The organism is Sagittula sp. (assembly GCF_052825245.1).
Genome location: NZ_JBRBWD010000041.1, coordinates 74,493 through 97,573 on the forward strand (window position 1 = coordinate 74,493; position 23,081 = coordinate 97,573).

At 62.3% G+C, this 23,081-nt stretch carries 22 protein-coding genes; 9 read left to right on the forward strand and 13 right to left on the reverse strand.

Going from position 1 to position 23,081, the window contains the following annotated elements:
- Entirely contained in the window at positions 1 to 753 is a 753-nt protein-coding gene (gene modA, locus ACU0DV_RS18230; protein WP_446240704.1) for a molybdate ABC transporter substrate-binding protein, read from the reverse strand.
- Between the two features lie 156 nt (positions 754 to 909).
- On the opposite strand from modA, the gene cueR reads away from it, so the two are divergent.
- Positions 910 to 1,305 (forward strand): Cu(I)-responsive transcriptional regulator, encoded by a 396-nt coding sequence (gene cueR / locus ACU0DV_RS18235; RefSeq protein WP_100928738.1) that lies wholly within the window; start codon positions 910 to 912, stop codon positions 1,303 to 1,305.
- Positions 1,306 to 1,409: 104 nt separating this feature from the next.
- Here cueR and ACU0DV_RS18240 read toward each other — a convergent pair whose 3' ends face one another.
- Entirely contained in the window at positions 1,410 to 2,375 is a 966-nt protein-coding gene (locus ACU0DV_RS18240; protein ID WP_446240703.1) for a sodium-dependent bicarbonate transport family permease, read from the reverse strand.
- Between the two features lie 97 nt (positions 2,376 to 2,472).
- Here ACU0DV_RS18240 and ACU0DV_RS18245 point away from each other — a divergent pair, with 97 nt between their 5' ends.
- The 3 genes from ACU0DV_RS18245 to wrbA all read left to right on the forward strand — a co-directional run bounded on the left by ACU0DV_RS18245 (position 2,473) and on the right by wrbA (position 5,254).
- Entirely contained in the window at positions 2,473 to 3,384 is a 912-nt protein-coding gene (locus ACU0DV_RS18245) for a hydrogen peroxide-inducible genes activator (RefSeq protein WP_446240702.1), read from the forward strand.
- 321 nt (positions 3,385 to 3,705) lie between these two features.
- Positions 3,706 to 4,614, forward strand: a complete 909-nt coding sequence (locus ACU0DV_RS18250) for a pirin family protein (protein WP_446240701.1) — start codon at positions 3,706 to 3,708, stop codon at positions 4,612 to 4,614.
- Between the two features lie 46 nt (positions 4,615 to 4,660).
- Positions 4,661 to 5,254: an NAD(P)H:quinone oxidoreductase gene (wrbA, locus tag ACU0DV_RS18255; protein WP_100928734.1), complete on the forward strand. Its 594-nt coding sequence runs from the start codon at positions 4,661 to 4,663 to the stop codon at positions 5,252 to 5,254.
- An 86-nt stretch (positions 5,255 to 5,340) separates the two neighbouring features.
- Here wrbA and gyrB read toward each other — a convergent pair whose 3' ends face one another.
- The 7 genes from gyrB to mutM form a co-directional block, all read right to left on the reverse strand.
- On the reverse strand, positions 5,341 to 7,758 hold the full coding sequence (gene gyrB / locus ACU0DV_RS18260) for a DNA topoisomerase (ATP-hydrolyzing) subunit B (RefSeq protein ID WP_100928733.1): 2,418 nt from the start codon (positions 7,756 to 7,758) through the stop codon (positions 5,341 to 5,343).
- An 85-nt stretch (positions 7,759 to 7,843) separates the two neighbouring features.
- Positions 7,844 to 8,938: a DNA replication/repair protein RecF gene (recF, locus tag ACU0DV_RS18265; protein WP_446240700.1), complete on the reverse strand. Its 1,095-nt coding sequence runs from the start codon at positions 8,936 to 8,938 to the stop codon at positions 7,844 to 7,846.
- A gap of 82 nt (positions 8,939 to 9,020) precedes the next feature.
- Entirely contained in the window at positions 9,021 to 10,139 is a 1,119-nt protein-coding gene (gene dnaN, locus ACU0DV_RS18270; RefSeq protein ID WP_100928731.1) for a DNA polymerase III subunit beta, read from the reverse strand.
- Between the two features lie 172 nt (positions 10,140 to 10,311).
- Positions 10,312 to 11,691: a chromosomal replication initiator protein DnaA gene (dnaA, locus tag ACU0DV_RS18275; protein ID WP_100928730.1), complete on the reverse strand. Its 1,380-nt coding sequence runs from the start codon at positions 11,689 to 11,691 to the stop codon at positions 10,312 to 10,314.
- Between the two features lie 480 nt (positions 11,692 to 12,171).
- Positions 12,172 to 12,438, reverse strand: coding sequence for a 30S ribosomal protein S20 (gene rpsT / locus ACU0DV_RS18280; RefSeq protein WP_100928729.1), 267 nt, complete (start codon positions 12,436 to 12,438; stop codon positions 12,172 to 12,174).
- Positions 12,439 to 12,644: 206 nt separating this feature from the next.
- Positions 12,645 to 13,421 carry an enoyl-CoA hydratase gene (locus ACU0DV_RS18285; RefSeq protein ID WP_100928728.1) on the reverse strand — a complete coding sequence of 259 codons (777 nt, stop codon included), beginning with the start codon at positions 13,419 to 13,421 and terminating at the stop codon, positions 12,645 to 12,647.
- Between the two features lie 66 nt (positions 13,422 to 13,487).
- Positions 13,488 to 14,339 carry a bifunctional DNA-formamidopyrimidine glycosylase/DNA-(apurinic or apyrimidinic site) lyase gene (gene mutM / locus ACU0DV_RS18290; protein WP_446240699.1) on the reverse strand — a complete coding sequence of 284 codons (852 nt, stop codon included), beginning with the start codon at positions 14,337 to 14,339 and terminating at the stop codon, positions 13,488 to 13,490.
- Positions 14,340 to 14,572: 233 nt separating this feature from the next.
- Here mutM and ubiE point away from each other — a divergent pair, with 233 nt between their 5' ends.
- A complete protein-coding gene (ubiE, locus tag ACU0DV_RS18295; protein WP_100928726.1) occupies positions 14,573 to 15,325 on the forward strand; it encodes a bifunctional demethylmenaquinone methyltransferase/2-methoxy-6-polyprenyl-1,4-benzoquinol methylase UbiE in 753 nt (250 codons plus the stop codon).
- Positions 15,322 to 16,854, forward strand: coding sequence for a 2-polyprenylphenol 6-hydroxylase (gene ubiB / locus ACU0DV_RS18300; RefSeq protein WP_100928725.1), 1,533 nt, complete (start codon positions 15,322 to 15,324; stop codon positions 16,852 to 16,854). The genes ubiE and ubiB overlap by 4 nt, the downstream gene beginning before the upstream one ends.
- 90 nt (positions 16,855 to 16,944) lie before the next feature.
- Here ubiB and ACU0DV_RS18305 read toward each other — a convergent pair whose 3' ends face one another.
- The 4 genes from ACU0DV_RS18305 to ACU0DV_RS18320 all read right to left on the reverse strand — a co-directional run bounded on the left by ACU0DV_RS18305 (position 16,945) and on the right by ACU0DV_RS18320 (position 20,630).
- Entirely contained in the window at positions 16,945 to 17,142 is a 198-nt protein-coding gene (locus tag ACU0DV_RS18305; RefSeq protein ID WP_100928724.1) for a hypothetical protein, read from the reverse strand.
- A 75-nt stretch (positions 17,143 to 17,217) separates the two neighbouring features.
- A complete protein-coding gene (locus tag ACU0DV_RS18310; protein WP_198521862.1) occupies positions 17,218 to 17,448 on the reverse strand; it encodes a hypothetical protein in 231 nt (76 codons plus the stop codon).
- Entirely contained in the window at positions 17,445 to 18,131 is a 687-nt protein-coding gene (locus ACU0DV_RS18315) for a flagellar hook capping FlgD N-terminal domain-containing protein (protein ID WP_100928723.1), read from the reverse strand. Before ACU0DV_RS18315 ends, ACU0DV_RS18310 begins: the two co-directional genes overlap by 4 nt.
- Positions 18,132 to 18,137: 6 nt before the next feature.
- Positions 18,138 to 20,630 carry a flagellar hook-length control protein FliK gene (locus ACU0DV_RS18320; protein WP_446240698.1) on the reverse strand — a complete coding sequence of 831 codons (2,493 nt, stop codon included), beginning with the start codon at positions 20,628 to 20,630 and terminating at the stop codon, positions 18,138 to 18,140.
- A 111-nt stretch (positions 20,631 to 20,741) separates the two neighbouring features.
- On the opposite strand from ACU0DV_RS18320, the gene ACU0DV_RS18325 reads away from it, so the two are divergent.
- The 3 genes from ACU0DV_RS18325 (at position 20,742) to ACU0DV_RS18335 (ending at position 22,850) form a co-directional block, all read left to right on the forward strand.
- Positions 20,742 to 21,011: a rod-binding protein gene (locus ACU0DV_RS18325; protein WP_446240697.1), complete on the forward strand. Its 270-nt coding sequence runs from the start codon at positions 20,742 to 20,744 to the stop codon at positions 21,009 to 21,011.
- Complete coding sequence (locus tag ACU0DV_RS18330) at positions 21,004 to 21,351, forward strand: hypothetical protein (protein WP_446240696.1); 348 nt, start codon at positions 21,004 to 21,006, stop codon at positions 21,349 to 21,351. Before ACU0DV_RS18325 ends, ACU0DV_RS18330 begins: the two co-directional genes overlap by 8 nt.
- Before the next feature lie 197 nt (positions 21,352 to 21,548).
- Entirely contained in the window at positions 21,549 to 22,850 is a 1,302-nt protein-coding gene (locus tag ACU0DV_RS18335; RefSeq protein ID WP_446240786.1) for a flagellin N-terminal helical domain-containing protein, read from the forward strand.
- Positions 22,851 to 23,081: the final 231 nt, after the last annotated feature.

Here is a 23,081-nt window from a genome sequence, read left to right on the forward strand (position 1 = left end):
TTACTCCGCGATGATCGTGAAGCCGTGCCGCAGGAAGATGTCCTGCGCCGGTCCCGTTTCGAGGAAGGACAGGAACGGCAGGGCGTCCTGCTGTTTTTCCACCATCGACGCGGCGGGGTAGAGGATCGGCGGATGGCTGTCCCGCGGGAACGCCGCCTTCACGTAGACGCGCGGTTCGGCCTGCGCGTCGGTGCGGTAGACGACGCCGAGCGGCGCCGCCCCCACCGCGACGAGGGCCAAAGCGGCGCGAACGTTGTCGGCCTGCGCGACCTGCCCTGCGACGCTGTCCCAAAGTCCCAGATGTTCCAGCGCCGCCTTGCCGTAGATGCCCGCGGGCACCGCATCGACAAGCGCCATGGCCAGTTTGCCGCCGTCCAGCCAGCCGGCCAGATCGCTGTCGGGCGTGAGCTCTGCGACCGGCCCTTCGACCCCGGCCACAAGCACCAGCGAGTTGCCCAGCAGGTCGCGGCGGGTGCCGGGCGCCAGCAACCCGTCCTCTTCCAGCACGTCCATCCAGGCGGTGTTGGCTGAGATGAAGACGTCCGCGGGCGCGCCTTGCTGGATCTGGCGCGCAAGGGCGGACGATCCGGCGTAGGAGATCACCGGGTCGTCCCCTGTTTCGTCACGGTACAGCTCCGCCACCTCGTCGAGCGCGTCACGCAGACTTGCCGCGGCGAATACGGTGATCTCGCGCGCTGCGGCGGGCGCGGCGAGCGACAGGAATATCAGAAGGGGCAAAAGCAAACGTGTCATCCCGCGTTTCTCGCACGCGACCGGCACCGTAGCCAGTTGAAAAGCCGTGAAGGCAGACGCGACCATTGGGCAATGCGCGGCGGCCTGTGGCGGTCAAGCCGAAGTGACTTTACCTTCCACAAGCTGGAGGGTTTAATGACGCAAAGGAGACCCGCCATGAACATCGGACAGGCAGCGAAGGCCACGGGGCTTACCGTCAAGACCGTGCGCTACTACGAGGATCTCGGTCTGGTGAAGGCGGATCGGGCCGAAAACGGCTATCGCGATTTCTCCGATACCGCGGTGGATCGGCTGCGGATCCTGGCGCAGGCCCGGCATCTGGGGTTTGGCCTGGAAGAATGCCGCCGCCTGCTGGACCTGAACGCCGACCCGACCCGCGCCAGCCGTGACGTGCGCGCCCTGGCGATGCAGAACCTCGACACGGTCCGCGACAAGATCAGGCAGTTGAAGACGCTCGAGGCGGAGCTTCAGACCCTCATCAGCCAATGCCATGGCGACGATGACCCGGATTGCGCCATTCTGGACGGGTTGTCGGCCCGCGCCACGGCCTGATCCGGCTGCCGTCTGCGGGATGTCCTGATCATCACGACCCTGCCCCGGCAAGGTGCAGCACGGCATGGCCGTTCCACACAGGCTCAGCCTGTTTACCACCACACTCACATCAGCTCTGCCAGCCACAGGTAGAGCGGCAGGCCGAGGATGATGTTGAACGGGAAGGTCACGCCCAGCGAAAGCGTCAGGTAGATGCCCGCTTCGGCCTGCGGCAGGGCGATCTTCATCGCCGCGGGGACCGCGATGTAGGAAGCCGAGGCAGACAGGACCATCAGCAGGAAGAGGCTGCCGGTCTGCAATCCGATCACCGTTCCCACCCCCATGGCCAAAACCGCGCCGATCACCGGCATCAGAAGTCCGAAGGCGAAGAGCCCCGCGCTCAGCAGATGCCGGTTCCGCAACAGGCTGCGTCCCGCCGTCAGGCCCATGTCCAGAAGGAAGAGGCAGAGGATGCCGGTGAAGGGGGTGACGACGAAGGGGGCGATCATCTCCATCCCCCGGTCCTGTGTCAGCGCGCCGATCAGGAACGCCCCGGCAAGCAACACGATGGACCCGTTGGCGAAAAGGTCGCGCATGGGCACCCTGCCGGTGGACCCCTGTTGCCCGAAACGGTGCGCGATCCAGAGCGCCGAGAGGATCGCGGGCACTTCCATCGTGGCGGCGACAGCGACCATGTAGCCATCGGCCGCGACGCCGGTGAGTTGCAGCAGGCTGGAGGCCGCGACAAAGGTCACGATCGAGATCGACCCGTAGTGCCCGGCCACGGCGGCGGCGTTAAGCGCATTCAGCCGAGTCATGCTGCGCAGCAGGCCGTAGGCGATGAAGGGGATCGCGAAGGACAGCAGCAGCCCTGCGCAAAGTGCCGCGAAGACCTCGGTGTTCAGACCGTTGTCCGCGAGGCTGTGACCGCCTTTGAACCCGATGGCCAGCAGGAGGTAGATGGACATGAACTTGGCCGCGCCTTCGGGGATGGACAGGTCGCTGCGGACCACGGCGGCCACGAGCCCAAGAACGAAGAAGAGGATTGTCGGCACCATCAGGTTGCCGACGAGGCTGTCGAATATCTGCATCGGTCGGAACTCCGGGAAGGGTTTCGGCCCTGTTGCCCGGCTTTCTGGCATAGCTTAAATACAAATGTATGAGCAGTTGAATAGTTTGGAGCTATGAATGCGGCCGACCCTGCGCCAGATGGAATACATCGTCGCCGTGCACCAGCTTGGCAGTTTCGGGCTGGCCGCCGAAAAGCTGCATGTCAGCCAGCCAAGCCTGTCCAACCAGGTCGCGGCGGTCGAAACCGACATGGGCGTCCGGCTGTTCGACCGCGGCCGCACCGGGGCGCGGACAACGGCACGGGGGCTGGAGTTCGTGACCCGTGCCCGCCGCATCCTGTCGGAGGTCGAGGCACTGCGCAGCACGATGCTGTCGGACCTGCCCTTCGGCGGGCGGCTCCGGCTTGGTGTGCTGCCCTCCATCGGACCCTACCTTTTGCCTCAGGCGATGAAGGCACTGCACGAGGACGAACCCGAGCTGCGCGTGATCGTGCGCGAGGAAAACACCCTCAGTCTTGATGAGGGGCTGCGGAATGGCCGGTTCGATGCGGTCATTTCGACGCCCGAGGATCACCCCAACACCTTCCAGCGCCCGCTTTTCGTCGAACCTCTGTGGGTCGCTGTCGCGCAGGATCATCCGCTGGCCGGCCGCAGCCGGATCGGGGCGGCAGACCTTGCCGGCCAGCGGCTTCTGACGCTGGACACCGGCCACAGGCTGGCGCGGATCGTCTATGGCATCGCGGGCGCCAGCGGGGCGACGGTCTCGGACGACTACGAGGGGACGAGCCTCGATTCCATCGTGCTGATGGCTGCCACCGGCGCAGGCATCGGCATCCTTCCGGACCTCTTCGCCCGGCGGCAGGGCATCCACCGGAGCGAGGTCCGGGTCATGCCACTGGAGATGGCGGATGCGGACCGCACGATCAGCCTTATGGTGCCGGTGGATCGGTCCGAGGGCCTGGCCGACCACATGGCGGGTATCCTGCGCGGCGCGGCCGAGACGCTTGACCTGGCGGTGGTGCGCGGCTGAGCCGAGGCGGGTGTCGGTCGAGGCCATCTTCGCAATGAGCCTCCTATTTACGCACATCGCATCGGCGCCGGTTCTCCGACCCGAGGACTTACCGCCACGAACAGGCAAAAACCTGATTGAACCCTAAAAATTGGGTTTGCGGCGCGCGAGTTCCTCTCAAATGCGCTGGCCCGTGCTTGGCGGCACCCAAAAGGCGCGCCCCATCTCCTCACGCATAATCTCCGGTTTCTGCGCGCGTGCGCACAGACGGTACGGGTTCTTCACCAATTCCAATTCATCGCGAAGGCCCCACATTGAGGACAATGACAAACGGAGCGTCCCATGACCTTTAGACCTGTCTCGGCCACCACCAAAGCGCAGCCCGCCATCGAAGGCGCCGGCGTCCATCTGCATCGTGTCTTCGGCTTCGGTGATCCGTCGCTGACAGACCCGTTCCTGATGATGGACGACTTCCGTAACGACGATCCGCGGCTCTATTCGAAGGGTTTTCCCTGGCATCCGCATCGCGGCATCGAAACCATCACTTACGTGCTCGACGGCGAGGTCGAGCATTCGGATTCGCTTGGCAACAAGGGCCGCCTCAGCGCCGGCAGCGTCCAGTGGATGACCGCCGGGTCCGGCATCGTGCATCAGGAAATGCCTTTCGGCAATGCCAAGGGCCAGATGCACGGGTTCCAGCTTTGGGCAAACCTGCCGTCTTCGCTGAAGATGACTGCGCCGCGCTATCAGGACATCACCGGCAGAGACATCCCCATTGAAGGCGATGACGACGGCACGACGGTCAAGGTCATCATCGGCTCGTTCTGGGGCAAGACCGGCCCGGTCGACGGGATCGCGGCCAACCCCATGCTGCTCGACGTGTCGATCCCCGCAGGCCGCCGCAAGGTTCTGCCGGTCGATACCCGGTCAAACGCGCTGGCTTATGTGTTCGCCGGCTCCGGGACCTTCCGCGACGCCAGCGATCCGGTGGGCATCAAGGTCGAGAAGGAGTACCGCGGGCAGGAACTCAACATCCGCGACATGACCGGCAACCGCACGCTGGTCCGGTTCGGCTCGGGCGACGAGATCATCGTTCAGGCGGGCGACGAAGGCATCCGCTTCCTGCTGATGACCGGGCGCCCGATCCAGGAGCCCGTCGCCTGGCACGGCCCCATCGTCATGAACACGCAGGATGAATTGCGGCAGGCTTTCAAGGAACTGAACAACGGCACGTTCATCAGGAACGCTTGACCGCGCCGGCAACCGCCTAAGTCCAACTCAAAGGAAGGAGATCAACATGGCACAACCCAAGATCGCAATCGTTTTCTATTCGACCTACGGCACCAACCATTCCGTTGCACTCGCGGCAGCAGAGGCAGCCGAGGCAGCCGGTGCCGAAGTGCGCCTGCGCCGCATCCCGGAAACCGCCCCCAAAGAGGTCGTCGAGGGGCAGGACGCCTGGAAGGCGCAACTCGAAAAGATGAAGGACATCCCCGAGGTCACGGCGGATGACATGGAGTGGGCGGACGGCTACTTCTTCTCGGCCCCGACGCGCTTCGGCGTGGTCGCAAGCCAGATGCGCGCGTTCATCGACACGCTCGGCGGGCTGTGGGGATCGGGCAAGCTGGCCAACAAGACCTTCACCGCGACGACAAGCGCCCAGAACCCGCATGGCGGGCAGGAGACGACCCTCCTGAGCCTCTACACCACCGCGATGCACTGGGGCGCGATCATCGTTGCACCGGGCTACACCGACGAGTCGATCTTTGGCGCCGGCGGCAACCCCTACGGCTTCTCCACCAAGCCGGACGGTTTCGACGACGCTGGCAAGGCTGCCCTTGCCCATCAGGCAAAACGGCTTGTGGAGATGACGGCCAAGCTGGTCGGCTGACGGGAAAGACAAAGGTCGCGCAAACCCTTGCGCGACCTCCACATCTTGTGAGGGGTGCGCAATACCATGCGCGCCCCTTTTCTTTTTCAGAAGTCCAGATTCTCTACCGACAGGGCGTTCTGCTGGATGAAGTCGCGGCGCGGTTCCACCACGTCGCCCATCAGCTTGGTGAACAGATCGTCGGCTTCGGTCATGTCGTCGATGGTCACCTTCAGCAGCGTCCGGGCGTTCGGGTCCAGCGTGGTTTCCCAAAGCTGGTCCGGGTTCATTTCACCCAGACCCTTGTACCGCTGCAGCGACAGGCCCTTCTCGCCTTCTTCCAGGATCGCCTTGAGAAGTTCGAGCGGACCGTGGATCAGCTGTCTGCGGTCCTTGCGCTCGAGCGTCGCGGGGCTGCCGTAGACTGCCTGAAGACTCTCGGTCAGCGTCCCGGTCCGGCGCGCCTCTCCAGAGCGGAGCATCGGGCCGTCCAGCGTCCGCACCTCTTCGACACCGCGCAGGATACGGGCAAGGCGGACGCCCTTGTCCTGCGTGATGCGACCGATCCAGCCACGCTCGTATTCCAGGGCCACGAGGTCGAGACGCGCGGCGACCTTGTCGGCGACGCCCTGCAGGTCCGAATCCACGGCACCGGGCACAAAGGCCCCGGCAATGGCGGCCTGTTCAAGGATGTGGCGCGGGTAATGCGTCGGGAAGGCGTCGAGGACACGCTTGAGCTGACGCGCCTCCTCGACCACGCGCACGAGATCCTGGCCGCCGATCACCTCGCCATTGCCCTGCAAGAGCTGCGCGTTCTCGATGCCCTGCTGGATCAGGTAGTCCTCAAGCGCGGTCTGGTCCTTCAGGTAGACCTCCGACTTGCCGCGCGCGACTTTGTAGAGCGGCGGCTGCGCGATGTAGAGGTAGCCGCCCTCGATCAGTTCCGGCATCTGGCGGTAGAAGAACGTCAGCAGAAGCGTCCGGATGTGCGCACCGTCCACGTCCGCGTCGGTCATGATGATGATCTTGTGGTAACGCAGTTTCGAGATGTTGAACTCGTCCCGGCCGATGCCGGTCCCGAGCGCCATCACGAGGTTGCCGATTTCCTGGCTGCCCAGCATCCGGTCGAAGCGCGCCCGCTCCACGTTCAGGATCTTGCCGCGCAGAGGAAGGATGGCCTGCGTCCGACGGTCACGCCCCGTCTGGGCAGAGCCGCCGGCGGAGTCACCCTCGACCAGGAACAGTTCGGTCTTCGAGGCGTCCTTTTCGGAACAGTCCTTCAGCTTGGCGGCGTTGAACGACACGTCCATCGCGGTCTTGCGGCGGGTCAGTTCGCGCGCCTTGCGGGCGGCTTCTCGGGCCATGGCGGCCTCGATGATCTTGCCGGTGATCTGCTTGGCCTCGGTTGGGTTTTCCTCGAACCATTCGCCCAGCTTCTCGTTCATCAGAGATTCCACCGCCGGGCGGACCTCCGACGAGACCAGCTTGTCCTTGGTCTGGCTGGAGAATTTCGGATCGGGCACTTTCACGGACAGAACCGCGGTCAGACCCTCACGGGCGTCGTCGCCGGTGAAGTTGATCTTCTCCCGCTTCGCGATCCCGCTTTCCTGCGCGTATTTCTGCAACTGGCGGGTCAGCGCACCACGGAAACCCGCAAGGTGGGTGCCGCCGTCGCGCTGCGGGATGTTGTTGGTGAAGGGCAGGACGTTCTCGTGGTAGCTGTCGTTCCACCACATCGCGACCTCGACACCGATGCCGTCCCTTTCGCCTTCCATGTAGATCGGCTCCGGCATGACGGCCTGCTTCGAGCGGTCGAGGTATTTGACGAATTCACGTACCCCGCCCTCGTAGTGCAGTTCGATATGCAGCGGTTCGGCCGGGCGGTCGTCTTCGAGGATGATCCGCACGCCGGAGTTCAGGAAGGCCAGTTCGCGCAGGCGCTTTTCCAGCGTGTGGAAATCGTAGTCGAGGTTGGAGAAGGTGCCCGTGGACGCGAGGAAGCGCACCTCTGTGCCCTGCTCGCCCTCGGCATCGCCGACGACGCGCAGGTGTTCCGTGGTCTCGCCGTGTTCGAACTTGGCGTAGTGCTCCTTGCCGTTGCGCCAGATGCGCAGCTCGAGCCAGACGGAGAGCGCATTCACCACCGACACGCCCACGCCGTGCAGACCGCCGGAGACCTTGTAGGAATTCTGGTCGAACTTACCGCCGGCGTGCAGCTGGGTCATGATGACCTCTGCGGCCGAGACCCCCTCTTCGGTGTGGATGTCGGTGGGAATACCACGTCCGTTGTCACGCACTGATACGCTGGAATCCGCGTGGATCTTCACGTGAACGTAGTCGGCGTGTTTGGCCAGAGCCTCGTCGATGCCGTTGTCCACGACCTCGTAGACCATGTGGTGCAGACCCGAACCGTCGTCCGTGTCGCCGATGTACATGCCGGGACGCTTGCGGACCGCTTCCAAGCCCTTGAGAACCTTGATGGAATCGGCGCCGTATTCGTATGCTTCGCTCGGCTGGTCGGACATGCCCATTTCCCTTGTTATTTTGCCCCGATTTATAGACTCCGGGCCGGGGAATGTCACGTCTCAGACACAAGATTTGGTATAAAGTTCAGGGTTTTGAAACTACGGATCCGGAGGGCCCTTCGGAGACCTCCAGCGCCTGCGCCCGGTCGCCCAGTTCGGCGAAAAGTTCCGGGCCGGTCCCGGTCATCCAGGCCTGTGCGCCCAAAGCGCTTATCTCGTCGAAAAGGGCGGCGCGGCGTCCGGCGTCGAGGTGCGCGGCGACCTCGTCCAGCAGCAGGATCGGCGGATGCCCTTCGTCCGCCGCAAGCCCCCGGGCGTTCGACAGGATCAGCGAGATCAGCAACGCTTTCTGCTCCCCGGTCGAGCAGTCGGCGGCGGGCACGCCCTTCGCCGCGAAGGTGCCGATCAGGTCGGCGCGGTGGGGACCCACAAGCGTCCGCCCTGCCGCCAGATCCCGCCTGCGGCTTTCCTCCAGCGCGACGCGCAGATCTGCGGCAGAGCCGGGCATCTCGCCGTCGCCATGCACGAGGTCCAGCGTCGCGGCCGGGAAGCGCGTCTCGGCGCCGTCCTGCGCCTCTGCGATCCGGTCGAGGGCAGCCAGCCGGTTGACGTGCAGTGCGGCCCCTGCCTCCGCCATCTGGCGTTCAAGGGCCGTGTACCAGTGCGGGTCTCGAACCATGTCTTTCAGGAGCCTGTTACGTTCCCGCATCGCCTTGTCGTAGTCGAGCGCCGCCTGCGCGTGATCAGGGAAAAACGACAGGGCGATCCGGTCGAGGAACCGCCGCCGCCCCTCCGCCCCTTCGATCCACAGCCGGTCCATGGCGGGGATGAGCCAGACCGCGCGGGCGATCCGTCCCAGTGCAACCTGGCTGGCCTGCTTGTCGTCGATACGCACATTGCGCGCGGCACCACCTTCGGAGGTAAACGCGATTTCGTGCGTACCTTGCGGATTTTCCAGCGTCCCGGTGATCTTCCAGCCAAGCGATTCCGGTCGCCGGGCCATGTCCTGCGCCGACGCCCGCCGCAGACCCCGCCCGGGAGAGAACAGGGACACGGCTTCGATCAGGTTGGTTTTACCCGATCCGTTCGGACCCCAGATCGCCACCGGACGGTGATCGACGTCGATGACCACCCGCTTGTGCGAGCGGAAATGCGAAAGGCTCAAGTGCGACAGGTGCACAGTTGCGCCCCTGGCTGGTGGTTCGAAGGGAAGTGTCCGCCCGAGGCCGCGATTTTTCGCTGAAAAATCGGCGCTCTCCGGGTCACACGCGCATCGGCATGACCACGTAGACCGCGCTGGTGTCGTTGCCTTCCCGCATCAGGGTCGGATCGCCGGACGAGTTGAACATGAACACCGCGTTCTCGCGATCCACCTGGCTGGCTATTTCCAGCAGGTATTTCGCGTTGAAGCCGATCTCCAGCCGCTCGTCGCCGTAGGCAACCGCCAGTTCTTCCTCTGCCGCGCCGCTGTCGGGGGCGTTGACCGACAGGATCAGCCGGTCCTCGTCAAGCTGCAGTTTCACCGCGCGCGACCGTTCCGACGAGACGGTGGCCACACGGTCGACTGCCTTCGCGAACTCGGAGGCGTCGACCTCCAGCTTGCGGGTGTTGCCCTGCGGGATGACGCGCGTGTAGTCGGGGAAGGTGCCGTCGATGACCTTTGAGGTCAGCGTGATGTCGGGTGTCGCGAACCGGACCTTGGTTTCGGAGACGGAAACGGCGATATCCATGCCGTCCTCGTCGAGAAGCTTGCGCATTTCACCCACGGTCTTGCGGGGGACGATCACGCCGGGCATGTCCGCGGCCCCGTCGGGCAGCGGCGCGTCGATGCGGGCCAGCCGGTGGCCGTCGGTCGCGACGCAGCGCAGGGCCGGACCGCCATCGCCGTCGGCCACGTGCATGTAGACACCGTTCAGGTAGTACCGCGTTTCCTCTGTCGAGATCGCGAACTTGGACTTGTCGAACAGGCGGCGGAGGACTTCGGCCTTGGCGGTGAAGTTCGAGCCGTATTCGGACGATGCCATGACCGGGAAGTCTTCTTTCGGCAGCGTCGCGAGGCTGAAGTTCGAACGGCCCGCAGACACCGTCAGCCGCCCGGTCCCCGGTTCCTCGGCAAGGGCCACGAGCGATCCGTCCGGCAACTTGCGAACGATCTCGTGCAGGGTGACGGCGGACACCGTGGTGCCGCCCGGCTTCTCGACCTGGGCCACGGCCTTGTCGAGAACCTCGATATCGAGGTCGGTGGCGCGGAACGTGACCGTCTCGCCTTCCGCCTCGATCAGGACGTTGGCCAATATCGGAATGGTGTTGCGCCGCTCCACGACCGATTGCGCCTGCGCGACCGCGCGCAGAAGCGCCGCCCGTTCCATGCTGATCTTCATCGCACTACACCCTCTCCGCCAGTCCGGACGCGCACGTTAGCGCGGAGCGGACCCCGCTCCAAGCCGGTTTTCGCCATTTGTCTGTTGGATTTCCGGAAGCGTCAAGGCGCGCCGCCCCGAAACGGCGTGCCACGGCTCCAAGTGTTGTGAGGCAGACTCAGGATGCGCCTTTTCAGGCCTCCAGAGCGCGGCGCAGCATCTCCACATCTTCGTCGATCTGGCCGTCCTGCTGGCGCAGCTCTTCGATGCGCCGCACGCCGTGCATGACGGTGGTGTGGTCGCGCCCGCCAAAGCGGCGGCCGATCTCCGGAAGGGACCGCGATGTGAGCTGCTTGCACAGGTACATGGCCACCTGCCGCGGACGGGCAAAGTTGCGGACCCGCTTCGGCCCGATCATGTCCGACAGGCGGATGTTGTAGTGCTCGGCCACCTTGCGCTGGATCTCGTCGATGGAGATCTTGCGCTCCGACGCGCGCAGCACGTCGGCAAGGCTGTCCTGCACGAGATCCATGTTGATCGGCTTGCCGACCAGCGAGGCGAAGGCGAACAGACGGGTCAGCGCCCCTTCGAGCACACGCACGTTGGTCGAGATGCGGTGCGCGAGGAATTCCAGAACGCCATCGTCGATCTGCAGGCCCGGGTGCATGCCGCGATAGACCTCGACCTTCGACTGCAGGATTCCGAGGCGGAGCTCATAATCGGTCGGGTGCAGGTCGACCACCAGGCCGGACTGAAGCCGCGAACGGATGCGGTTTTCCAGGTCCTTGATCTCGTCCGGGGCCCGGTCGGCGGAAATGATGATCTGCTTGTTCTGGTCCACGAGCGCGTTGAACGTGTGGAAGAACTCTTCCTGCGTGGAATCCTTGCCGGCGATGAACTGGACGTCGTCGACCATCAGCACGTCGACGGAGCGGAACATCTCCTTGAAGTCCATCATCTTGCGCTCGCGCAGGGCCTGCACGAAGCGGTACATGAACTGTTCCGCCGACAGGTACAGCACGGTCAGACCGGGATTGCGCTGCGACAGCTCCCACGCGATGGCGTGCATCAGGTGCGTCTTACCAAGGCCAACACCACCATACAGGAACAGCGGGTTGAACGTCACCGGACCGCCCTCGGCCACGCGGCGCGCGGCGGCGTGCGCCAGTTCGTTCGGTTTGCCGACCACGAAGGTGTCGAAGGTAAATCGCATGTCCAGCGGCGCACCCGGCAGCTGCTGGTCGCGGGAAGACGTGACCGGCGCCTGCTCCGTTTCCGGAAGGTTCAGCGGTTTGGCCTTTTCCTCGGCCTTGTCGCTGGGGTCGTCCACGATCCCGGCCTGGAATGCCAGACGGCGCGCCGACGGTTCCACCGTGGAAATCTGTGCCAGAAGCATGTCGCCGAAGTTCTGCGAGACGTACGTCCCGAAGAAGTTCGTCGGTGCCTGCAGCGTTACGATGCCCTCAGGCGTAACTCCGCGGAAGCGCAACGGCTCGATCCAGGTCTTGTAGTTGTTCTGACCGATCGTCTTGCAAATCTGCTCTTGGAGGGCGCCCCATTGTTCTTTTGTCATCCGCCAACTGTGTCCTCAGTTCCGTTCCTGCTCTCCGCCTGCCGACGGACGCGTTCACGCACAGCGAGGAACAGAACAGCCCGCTCGTAACCCGTAAGGTTCGAGGCGTGGAGCGACTGCTCCAACGATCCACCGATTCCCGCGCCCGATGTCCCCTCGGTGCGCAGGTCCGAAGACCCGGTCTGTATCCTGGACATGGCCAGGGTTACCCCTGAACATCATCAAAAGCACTTCAAGTGCCCTGACAAGTTTGCCCCCGCTTTCCCCAATGAACGCGTGGGCTGGCAGCCTTGTCCCCCCAGTGCGACGTGACTCGCTCGGTGAAATTACCAACCTTCGTCAGTTTCCGGCAACCGATCTTGTAGCTTGACTCGGTGAATCCGGAAAAAGAATCTGGCGTTCCTGCAACACCTTGAAAACGCAAAAAAGCGCCCTTGTGAGGGCGCTTTTTCAACACATGGTATTGGTATTGCTGGCGCTTCAGGCGCCGATCGACTTCACGCGTGACGCGAGGCGCGACATCTTGCGGGAAGCGGTGTTCTTGTGGAACACGCCCTTGGTCACGCCGCGCATCAGTTCGGGCTGGGCCGCCTTCAGCGCTTCCTGTGCCGCGGACTGATCGCCGGATGCGATCGCCTCTTCGACCTTGCGGAGGTAGGTGCGGATGCGCGAGCGACGTGCCTTGTTGACGGCGTAACGCTTTTCCGACTGACGTGCGCGCTTCTTGGACTGGGGTGTGTTTGCCATGATGATCGGTCCTGTTCGTGGTATCGGTTCAAGTTCTCTGTGACGACGCAATGCCTCTCAGGACCCGAACGGACTGCGGGACCGATTCTTGCCTGAGCGGGCATCACGCGCATGTATGACGGGCGCCTATATAGCAGACACCCGGTTTCGGCAAGCATCACGTTCGGATGCTTGCCGGAATCTGTACTTTCCGGCCTGATCCGCGGTCAGCGGTCCCGGAACTGGGCCGAGCGCTTTTCCATGAATGCGCCCATGCCCTCCTTCTGGTCCTCGGTGTTGAACAGCGCGTGGAAGGCACGGCGCTCGAACAGCAGACCCTGGGACAGCGTCGTCTCGTAAGAGATGTTCACCGCTTCCTTGCAGGCGATGGTCGAGATCATCGACTTCTCTGCGATCTTCTCGGCCGCGGCGCGGGTCTCTTCCATCAGTTGCTTTGCCGGCACGACGCGGCTGACGAGGCCGGAACGCTCCGCCTCTTCCGCGTCCATGAACCGGCCGGTCAGCGTCATGTCCATCGCCTTGGACTTGCCGACAAAGCGGGTCAGGCGCTGCGTGCCACCAAGACCGGGAATCACCCCGAGGTTGATCTCAGGCTGGCCGAACTTCGCGTTGTCAGCGGCGATGATGAAGTCGCACATCATCGCCAGCTCGCAACCGCCACCCAGCGCGTATCCAGCAACGGCGGCGATGATCGGTTTGCGGGTGCGGCCGATGGTGCCGCCTTCCGCCCCGAAGAAATCCGACAGGAACATGTCGACGTAGCTCTTGTCGGACATTTCCTTGATGTCGGCACCGGCGGCGAACGCTTTCTGCGAACCGGTGATGATGATGCAGCGCACCTTGTCGTTGCCGTCAGCTTCCTTCAGCGCCTGGCACAGCTCTCCCAACATCTCGGAGTTGAGAGCGTTCAGGGCGTCGGGGCGATTGAGTCTGATGGTGGCGACGTGGTCTTCTACTTCGACGATGATCGTCTCATAGGCCATGAGAATAGGGCTCCGTCCGGTTCCGTCAGAGGCCAAGCCTTAACACTTCGGTGAAGACGATCAAGCTTATCTTTGGCAGGTCGGGCAGAAGAAGGACGACCGCCCCGACTGCACGATACGCTGGATCGTACTGGTGCAACCGGGCGCCCTGCATGGCTCACCCTCACGTCCGTAGACGTCAAAGCTGTGCTGAAAATATCCAAGTTCTCCATCGGCTTGGCGGAAATCCCGGAGAGATGATCCGCCCGCCGCGATGGCGTCGTCCAGCACGTCGCGGACGATGGGAACCAGCGCCGAAATCCGCGCCGCGGAGATGCGGACACAACGTCGCGCCGGATGGATGCCGCCACGGAACAGCGCTTCACAAACGTATATGTTGCCCAGTCCGGCGACGATCTTCTGGTCCAGAAGCGCCGATTTGACCGGCATGTTCCGCCCCTTGAGTCGGTCGACGAGGTGGGATTCGGTGAAGGCATTGCCCAGCGGTTCCGGACCGATCCGGGCGAGCAGCGGGTGGGCCTCGGCCGCCTGCGTGGGCATCAGGTCCATGGCGCCGAAGCGACGCGGATCGTTGAACGTGACGCGGGTGCCGTTCTCCATGTCGAAGACGACGTGATCGTGTTTCTCCGGCATGGGATGCGCGTGCACGAACTGGCCGAGGGGATCGCCCGACACCAGCATCCGCCCGGACATACCGAGGTGGATCAGCAGGGTTTCGTCCGTGGACAGGTCGGCGAGGATGTATTTCGACCGCCGGCGAAGCTGCAAGACACGCGCCCCGGTCAGCCGTTCGGCCATCCGTTCTGGAAAAGGCCAGCGGAGGTCGGGCCGGTTGACCTGTGCGCGCGCGATGACCTGGCCTTCCATGACGGGGGCCAGACCGCGGCGCACGGTTTCGACTTCGGGCAGTTCGGGCATTGCGCATCTCCGGGGAGGTGAAGCCGACATGTAGTCAGCGACCGGCGCCCCGTAAAGCGCGCGGCATCGCCATAGCTGTCCGCACGACCTCCCGGCGTCTTGATCGGCCCCGACCGGGCGCATACGTCCCTCGCGCTGCCGGCGTCCGCATTCCTGCGACCCTACGCAACGCGCCGCATTGCAGAGCGATGCCTACGCCCTATAAGTCTCTGCGACACGAAAGGACGCCTCGCATGAACGACACCAGCGGAAAAACCACCCATTTCGGCTTCTCCGAAGTGCCGGAGGGCGAAAAGGCGGGGCGTGTTCAGGGGGTCTTCCGATCCGTGGCGTCCAAGTACGATGTCATGAACGACGCCATGTCATTCGGCATTCACCGCGTCTGGAAGGACGCAATGATGGACTGGCTCGCGCCACGCCGCGGCACGAAGCTACTGGATGTGGCGGGCGGCACCGGCGACATTTCCTTCCGCTACCTGAAACGTGCGGGCGACGGGCATGCGACCGTGCTCGACCTGACGGAGCCGATGCTGGTCGAGGGTCGGAAACGGGCCGAAGCGTCTTCCCTTGGCGATCAGCTCGACTGGGTCGTGGGCGACGCGATGAAGCTGCCTTTCCCGGACAACAGCTTCGACGTCTACACGATCTCCTTCGGCATCCGGAACGTCACCCGCCCGCAGGAAGCCCTGAACGAGGCATACCGCGTGCTGCGTCCGGGCGGACGGCTGATGGTGCTAGAATTCTCGCAGATTCCCAACGACCTGATGCAGTGGGCCTATGACCTCTACTCCTTCCACATCATCCCGCGCATGGGACAAGTGATCGCCGGGGACCGCGATTCCTATCAGTATCTCGTTGAATCCATACGCAAGTTTCCAGACCAGGAAACCTTCCTGGGAATGGTGCGCGCGGCGGGCTTCGGCAATGCGAAGTACCGGAACCTGTCGATGGGCGTGGCCTGCCTGCATTCGGGCTGGAAGCTTTGAGGGGTCCGCACAACATCTGGCGCCTGATCCAGACGGGCGCGACGCTTGAACGGACCGGCGCGATGCGCGTGGTTCTGGATGCCTTCGACGCGCCCGCACCGCTGCGGGTGGCCGCCCGGGTGCTCGGCTGGCCCTTCAAGTGGCTGGGCGACGAAGGCGATCCGTCCACACCGCCCGCGGTGCGCGCCCTGACGGCGCTTGGCCCGGCCTACATCAAGTTCGGCCAGATCCTGTCGACCCGGCCAGACGTGGTCGGCGCCGAGATGGCGACCCAGTTGCGCGTCCTTCAGGACAAATTGCCCCCCTTCTCGATCGAAGAGGCCAAGGAGCAGGTTCTGGCCGAGATCGGCCTGCCCGTGGACGAGATCTTTGCCGAGTTCAGCGAACCCGTCGCCGCGGCCTCCATCGCGCAGGTGCACAAGGCCACGCTACGCGAGACCGGCCAAAGCGTCGCCGTGAAGGTTCTGCGTCCCGGAATCGAGCGGGCCTTCCGCCGCGACATCGACGCTTTCTATTTTGCAGCCTGGGTGATCGAGACGCTGTCGCCCTCGTCCCGCCGCCTGCGGCCCCGCGAAGTCATCGCGCATTTCGAAGGCGTGGTGATGGGCGAACTCGATCTTCGCCTCGAATCCGCCGCCGCGAGCGAATTTGCGGCGAACACGGAAAACGACGAGGGCTTCCAGCTTCCGCAGGTCAACTGGATGCTGTCGGGCCGTCGCGTCATGACCATGAGCTGGGCCGAAGGCGTTCCGCTTGGCGACAACGCCGCCATCGACGCCATGGGCCACGACCGCGTCGCCCTTTCCCAGCGTGTCCTGCAACTGTTTCTCAACCACGCGCTGCGCGACGGCTTCTTTCATGCCGACATGCACCAGGGCAATCTGAAGGTCGCGCCGAATGGCGATATCATCGCCTATGATTTCGGCATCATGGGGCACATCGACGAATACACGCGCCGGGTCTACGCCGAGATCCTCTTCGGTTTCATCCGGCGCGACTACAAGCGCGTCGCCGAGGTGCACTTCGAAGCGGGCTACGTGCCCGCGGACCGCGACATCGACGAATTCGCCCGCGCGCTCCGCGCCGTCGGAGAGCCCATCTTTGGCATGGACGCGACCCGCATCTCGATGGGCAAGCTGCTGGCCTACCTGTTCGAGGTGACGGAACGGTTCGGCATGGAAACACGGACGGAGCTGATCCTCCTGCAACGCACCATGGTGGTTGTGGAAGGCGTCGCCCGGTCCCTTGATCCGCACATGAACATCTGGCGCGTCGCCCAGCCCGTGGTCGAAGACTACATCAAGAAGTCCATCGGCCCGCGCGCGGCTGCGTCGGACCTGATGAAGACGGCGGCGGTGATGGCCCGGTTCGGTCCGCGCCTGCCCAAGCTGGTGGAGGCCGCCCTGATCCGACAGTCCCAGCCCGAACCGGAGCAGCGCCGCAATCCCTGGCCCGCACGGCTGTTCTGGGCTTCGGGCGGTGCCGCAGCCTCTGCCGCGGTCATCCTGCTTGCTCCGTTCTTCGGGTAGGTCGAGCTGCCTGATCTACAAATGAAAAACGGCGGCAATATTGCCGCCGCTCTCTATGCTTTGTTTGTCGACCTTAATGTCGACGCGGCCTCACTTGGTGCCGGTCGAGGAGTCGTTGTTGGTGCCCGCAGTGATCGCGATGACAGCGGCGATACCACCGATGACGACCAACGCCGGCACCGCGGAAACCTGCGAGGATGCAAACGGGTCAGCCTGCTGGGCAGAAGCCGGCGCGCTGAAGGAAGCTGCGAGGGCCACGACCGCCGCGATGGTAGAGATCTTTTTCATGACTATGCTCCAGTCTCAGAATGATGGACGCGGTACGCCCTACTTCAGGCAACGTAGCGTTTTCAGTGCTGCCTATCAAATGGCAAATTCTGCAGGTGCGCGGAACGGCACCTTGTCGCCTGCAAAATTCACCGGTTTGCGCCACCAGTGTGGCACGTTTGCATGTTTTTTCCGCGCATGCGAAATACGGATCCCCACGAGAAGCCCATACACGTTGAAGATGCATCGATCTTTTCGCTTCTTAACCAAGATTTTCCTTCCTTCGCGTCCAAGTTTTTCGAATCGGCAACCGCCATCGTGCGTCATTGCCGTGCCTGTCGCAGGCCTCCAATCTCTTCCGAGGTCGCCTCGGTCCCGTCGGCGAAGCGCAAGAGGACCGTCCCGTCGTCATTGCGCACCTCGTCTATGCGGCTGTAGACACGCGCCATGGTAGAGCCATCGAACCGCTGGTCGATGTAGCTTTCCACGTCGAAACGGTAGATGCCGGGGGGCAGAGGGTTGCCTTCGCTGTCGCCTCCGCCCCAGAACACCACCTCCTCGCCGACATCGATGTCGAAGCGCTGCACCTCTTCTCCGCCCGCGTCGCGCACCACCAGCACGGCGCGGTCTGCGTCCTCGGAATAATCGGGGCGGATCGTCACGGGGGCACCGTCGAACATGGCGGGTGCGCGGACCAGCCCTTCCATCCCGATCCAGCGACCGAATTCATTCAGCGAATTGCCGCCCAGGGTTGCACTGATGTTGCGGAGCAGTTCGTTGGTCTGCACCTGCTGTTCTACAGAGGAGAACGTCGCTAGCTGCGTCGCATACTCCGTCGAGTCGACGGGGTTCAGCGGATCCTGGTTCTGCACCTGCACGGTGAGCATCTTGAGGAACGTCTCAAAGTCGGAACTCAGAACGGCCCGCGTGTTCTGCTCGACCGACGGCTTCTGGGCCGTCTGGCCGGACTGGTTGCCATACAGTGGCGCTGGATCAGAGACAGTGACCATGTTTCCTCACATCCTGATATCGAGGCCATCGGCCCCATCGGTTTCGATGCCCGGCAGAGGCGCGAGGTCGTCATCCACAGCTGGAACCAAATCGAGCGCATCGCCAAGAGATGTTTCGCGTTGGCGTCGTTCCTCGCCAAAGGTGAACCCGGCATTTTCATAGCCGGCGTCTGCCAGATTCCGCGCCAGCTCGTCTACATGGCGGCGCATCAGGTCCAGCGTCTCGGTCCGGTCCGCCTGGATATTCACGACAAGACCGTGTTCGCCGGAATGCATGTACATCCGGACCCGACCGAGTTCCTCCGGTGACAGACGAAGCTCAACCGTATGGTCGCTCAGGCGTGCGAATGCGTCGGCGACCTGCCGGATCACAGCATTGGGGTCGGCCCTGTTAAGCGGTTGATGCTGTGTTGCACCGGCTTGGTTTGCCTGCGACGCGCCGCTTGAGGACGTCCCGCTCACGGGAAGATCGGCGCCGCCGACATCCTCTTCGGTAACATCCTCAAACGCCTGCAGTGCGACCGCAAAAGAGGTCCCAGCCGGGTCAGGCCATCGCGCAGGGGTGGACGGGTCGGTTGGCTGAGGCGTGGTCGCAAGCGCAGCGCCGCTCACCACAGTTTTATTGTCGGTTCCAGCATCGCTTGTCTGCCGATTGGCGACATTCTCGCGCTCTTTGTTCTTCAATAACTGACGGATAATAACCGAGTCCGACGAACCAGAATACTGCGCTACGCTTATTTCGTCCCCTGTTGCGTGCATGGCGGCCGTCGACGGGTTTGCGGCTTCTCTATGCAGAGTGGCATACAGTTTGGAATCAAAGGGAGTCATCTCTCTCGCTCGGTCTTGCGGTTGATTTACCGCAGTCGACATGCCTTCGGACGTCACACGAACAGCGGCGATATTGAGTGCTTTGTCTGCGCCCGGAAGATTGGCTTCCGAGTTCTTAACGCCCCAAGCAGGTTCCTGATGGCGCCGGTCAGAACCAAGAAACGTGCCGCTGGCATGCCGCAAAAATCCAAGCTTTGGTTCAGGATCACCGATTTCGGGTGATGCGATTTCATTATTCTGGTTATTGACGGCTTTCGGTACATCCTTGGAGGTTTCGGCCACACCGGAAAGCTGCATAATCTTGGCTGTCAGGTCCGTCGTATTGACCTTCTCCATGTCATGTTGCGACGGTTGGGCGCGGCCTGAGGCCCGCAATAGATCCCCGCGAAAACCCGCTTCCTTTGAAGCTTCCCCTAAAAGTGTCGTTTCGCTTTTATTGATATCAAACCTGAGGGAATCTCGATCTCGGACAACCGCATCACCGTCACCACGTCGACTCGCTTCGGTCGTTGAGACGACAGCAGACTTGGTTTCATCTGGGGTTTTCTTGCTCGCGTTTGAACCCTCAGAAATTAGCGTCTCTGGAGCCCCTCCCGCTGTGAGTTCTTTTTGAGAAGTTTCAGAGAATGAGATTACCTGGCTTGCGGCCCCAGTTCGAGGCTCATCAAACCTCGTTTTAATTGTACTTTCCTTGCTCTCCTCCGCCGCCGAAAGGCCTTGGGCAGAAGAATTCTCTAGAAGTCCAAGGTCTTTTTCTGACTGGTTCTTTGACGACTGAACGTGTGAACCGCCAGATAGTGATGCACCAATAGCTATGCTGCGTCGCCCATTATTAACACCATCAACACTGACAGGGTTTCGATCTGGTCCACTGTCCGCTCTGGTGAACCCCAGTGAGGCCGGATTCCTCTCGATATCACTTTCTGTTACCCTATTAGTAAGACTTGGGACACCGTTGCTATAATCGGAGTCGCTTGCCTCCAAACTCATACTTTGAGGCTCTGTATTGAAACGGCTAGAGTTTAATTTAAGGCCATTCTTGATGTATTGAGGCTGATTCGAATGCGCGACTCTATCCTTTCCGAATTCTCCATTTTGACTTTCTACAGGAAGTACTGAGGCGGGAGATGCCTGATCTCGGCTTTCGGAGCATGAGTGTTTTCCTAAACCAATATTTTCTGTGGACAAGCTACTCGGCGGCCAATCTAAGGCTGGTTCAGGGCGAATGAGTACATTACTTGGGCCGTGTAGCCCCCCCAGAGAATGTCCAACTGATCTTTGGTTTGCTGATTCTCTTCGAGTCCTCGGGTGTCCGAAGCCGGCATCTTCCAAAGACTCGCCTTTCTGAAGCTCTGAAGAAGTATCGGAATCGAAAAAGGCGCTTTCTTCAAAGCTCGTCGATTTTTCATCAGAATTTCCAATGTCAACGGAATCAGTTTCGACAGTATCAGCTTCTTGTACATCGGCCTCCTTTGCGGCTGATTTCACAAGGCGTGCACCATCTCCATCCTTTGCAGCGGACCGTTTCTCGCTGTTCATACCATCCGGACGCGCCTGAGACCCACTTTCAAAGATATGATCGAAATCGTCACCGTTGTTACGGTTCTGACTCTGCCCTTTGGAACCGGCCGCTCCGGCAAGGCTAATCGGGTTTGTCGTTTGAATAAACATGGCAGCTCCGGGAGTTCTTCCGCACCTGGAACGTAAGGCCAACATCCTTACCAGTTCTTTACTGAACTCGCGGCAAAAGGTTCCAACTGAGTCGAATTGGAGAGAATGACCATGGAGCTGACACCAGATCTGCCTCTTGTTGCCCGAAGCAATGAGCGAAAATTGCGGGACGCGGCGCTTGAGCTGGAGGCGAACTTCCTCGCTGAAATGTTGAAGGCGGCCGGCGTGGGCGAAACCCCGGAAGCGTTCGGTGGCGGCGCCGGGGAGGACCAGTTCTCGTCCATGCTGCGTCTCGAACAGGCACGCCAGATGGCAGCAAATGGCGGCGTAGGACTCACGGAAATGATCTTCGAGGCACTGAAGGAGAGAGCCCATGGATGAGCGCACATTGACCCAACGACTGGAAGAGTTGATCGACGCCGAGCGGGCGGCGCTCATCAGCGGCGATTTCGACCGGATTTCGGAACTGTTGGACGAAAAGGAACGCCTCGTCGGATCCCTGCATGATCTGACGCTCGACCGAGACGTGCTGACACCGCTCAGCGACGGACTGCGGCGGAATCAGGAACTTTTTGACGCCGCCCTGGCAGGTATCCGCAACGTCGCAGCGCGTCTGGGCGACCTCAACCGCGTCAGAAAATCCGTCGAAACCTACGATTCCACAGGGAAAAAGCACAGCCTGTCCGCCCCGGAGGTGCAGCGCCTCGAACGGCGCGCGTGAGTTTCGTCAAATTATCGAGATAGCAGGTGGAGGTCTTAGCGCTCCCTTAGGACTCAACGGCGAAGTTGGCAGCGCACCTGAAAAGGGTGGCGCAGGCCGAGGAAGGTTCGGGCTGTACGCGTCAGAAAGACGTCAGAGATGCCGTTCGCGGCAAAAGCAACCGGCGCAAAGCGCCTTTTGAACAGCAAGGACAAAACATGTCTAGCATCCTGACGAACAATGGCGCGATGGTCGCGCTGCAGACCCTGAAGACGATCAATTCCAGACTGTCCCAGACCCAGGAACAGATCTCTACAGGCAAGCGCGTATCCAGCGCAAAGGACAACTCGGCGGTCTGGGCGATTTCCAAGGTGATGGAAGCCGACGTCAAAGGTTTCAAAGGCATTTCGGACAGCCTGAACCTGGGCCAATCGACCGTCTCCGTGGCACGTCAAGCGGCCGAAACCGTCTCTGAACTGCTCACCGACATCAAAGGAAAGATCGTCGCCGCCCAGGAAGAGAACGTCGACCGCGACAAGATCCAGGACGATATCAGTGCGTTGCGCGACCAGATCGCAGCGGTCGTCGGTGCAGCCCAGTTCAACGGTCTCAACCTGCTGTCGAACACCAGTCTCACGGCCGGGTCAGGTATCATCAACATCCTTTCGTCGCTCGATCGTTCCGGTGACGGTGTGACCGCGTCCGACATTTCCGTACGCAAGCAGGATCTCGGCACAGGGTCGTCCAGCATCGGCGCGTCCCTGACAGCCCTGACTGGCGCCAACAACGACGTAACGGGGGATGGTGACGGCGCGGCCTTTGTGATGACCGGCAACAACACCACGGCGCCGGCAGGCACGACGACCTTCGGAACGGCCTCGACCGACACGGTGGTAGCAGGGACCGGTTTCTCCATCGCGATCACCGGCACGGCGGGCAACGGCTTGGCCGCAACGACAGATCGCAACGACATTTCCTACGTCGCCCGCGATGGCGACACGATGGCGGAAGTCGTTGCCGGTCTTGCCGCGGCGTTCAACAGCTATGCGGCGGCCGACCTTGGCACCGACATCGGAACCGTCGGGGCTGTTGTCCAGAACGGCAACGAGATCGTGTTCACTGGCCACCAGGTGACCGGCGACAACTTCTCGTACACGCTCAACCAGTACAACACCGATGCCTCCACGGTCATCGGCGGCAAGCTCGAAGCGCTCGGCGATATCGACGTCACGACACAGACCGGCGCAGACACCGCTTTGGCGGACATCGAGGGGTTGATCCAGATCGCAATCGACTCGGCCTCTGCCTTCGGTTCTGCGCAGGGCCGTATCGAAACGCAGACGGACTTCATCTCCGGTCTGACCGATGCGCTCAAGTCCGGTATCGGCACGCTGATCGACGCGGACATGGAAGAAGCCTCGGCGCGTCTGCAGGCGCTTCAGGTCCAGCAACAGCTGGGCGTACAGGCGCTGTCGATCGCGAACCAGGCGCCGCAGTCGCTGCTGTCGCTGTTCCAGTAAGATCACGTTTTGGAGGCTGGAGAAATCCAGCCTCCGATATTCGAAAATCATGATCCTCTAGATCAGAAGGTTCTCCTGTGAACGTCCAGACTGAACCGCGCCGGGTTTGCCGGAGGCTGATTTGTCTTAGTTACGCGGCCATGCCTGATGTTTCCCGAGCAGCGTAGAAGTTTGCCTCGGCCTCTGCGGGCGGAATGTTCCCGATGGGTTCGAGAAGGCGGCGATTGTTGA

Coding starts and splice junctions, on each gene's coding strand:
- ubiE (WP_100928726.1), top strand. CDS start 14,573: ATGAACGACACCAGCGGAAAAACCACCCATTTCGGCTTCTCCGAAGTG.
- ACU0DV_RS18285 (WP_100928728.1), bottom strand. CDS start 13,421: ATGGCCTATGAGACGATCATCGTCGAAGTAGAAGACCACGTCGCCACC.
- ACU0DV_RS18330 (WP_446240696.1), top strand. CDS start 21,004: ATGGATGAGCGCACATTGACCCAACGACTGGAAGAGTTGATCGACGCC.
- ACU0DV_RS18305 (WP_100928724.1), bottom strand. CDS start 17,142: ATGAAAAAGATCTCTACCATCGCGGCGGTCGTGGCCCTCGCAGCTTCC.
- ACU0DV_RS18320 (WP_446240698.1), bottom strand. CDS start 20,630: ATGTTTATTCAAACGACAAACCCGATTAGCCTTGCCGGAGCGGCCGGT.
- ACU0DV_RS18315 (WP_100928723.1), bottom strand. CDS start 18,131: ATGGTCACTGTCTCTGATCCAGCGCCACTGTATGGCAACCAGTCCGGC.
- dnaN (WP_100928731.1), bottom strand. CDS start 10,139: ATGAAGATCAGCATGGAACGGGCGGCGCTTCTGCGCGCGGTCGCGCAG.
- rpsT (WP_100928729.1), bottom strand. CDS start 12,438: ATGGCAAACACACCCCAGTCCAAGAAGCGCGCACGTCAGTCGGAAAAG.
- gyrB (WP_100928733.1), bottom strand. CDS start 7,758: ATGTCCGACCAGCCGAGCGAAGCATACGAATACGGCGCCGATTCCATC.
- ACU0DV_RS18250 (WP_446240701.1), top strand. CDS start 3,706: ATGACCTTTAGACCTGTCTCGGCCACCACCAAAGCGCAGCCCGCCATC.
- ACU0DV_RS18240 (WP_446240703.1), bottom strand. CDS start 2,375: ATGCAGATATTCGACAGCCTCGTCGGCAACCTGATGGTGCCGACAATC.
- ACU0DV_RS18245 (WP_446240702.1), top strand. CDS start 2,473: ATGCGGCCGACCCTGCGCCAGATGGAATACATCGTCGCCGTGCACCAG.
- ACU0DV_RS18335 (WP_446240786.1), top strand. CDS start 21,549: ATGTCTAGCATCCTGACGAACAATGGCGCGATGGTCGCGCTGCAGACC.
- ACU0DV_RS18325 (WP_446240697.1), top strand. CDS start 20,742: ATGGAGCTGACACCAGATCTGCCTCTTGTTGCCCGAAGCAATGAGCGA.
- cueR (WP_100928738.1), top strand. CDS start 910: ATGAACATCGGACAGGCAGCGAAGGCCACGGGGCTTACCGTCAAGACC.
- mutM (WP_446240699.1), bottom strand. CDS start 14,339: ATGCCCGAACTGCCCGAAGTCGAAACCGTGCGCCGCGGTCTGGCCCCC.
- modA (WP_446240704.1), bottom strand. CDS start 753: ATGACACGTTTGCTTTTGCCCCTTCTGATATTCCTGTCGCTCGCCGCG.
- wrbA (WP_100928734.1), top strand. CDS start 4,661: ATGGCACAACCCAAGATCGCAATCGTTTTCTATTCGACCTACGGCACC.
- dnaA (WP_100928730.1), bottom strand. CDS start 11,691: ATGACAAAAGAACAATGGGGCGCCCTCCAAGAGCAGATTTGCAAGACG.
- ACU0DV_RS18310 (WP_198521862.1), bottom strand. CDS start 17,448: ATGACGCACGATGGCGGTTGCCGATTCGAAAAACTTGGACGCGAAGGA.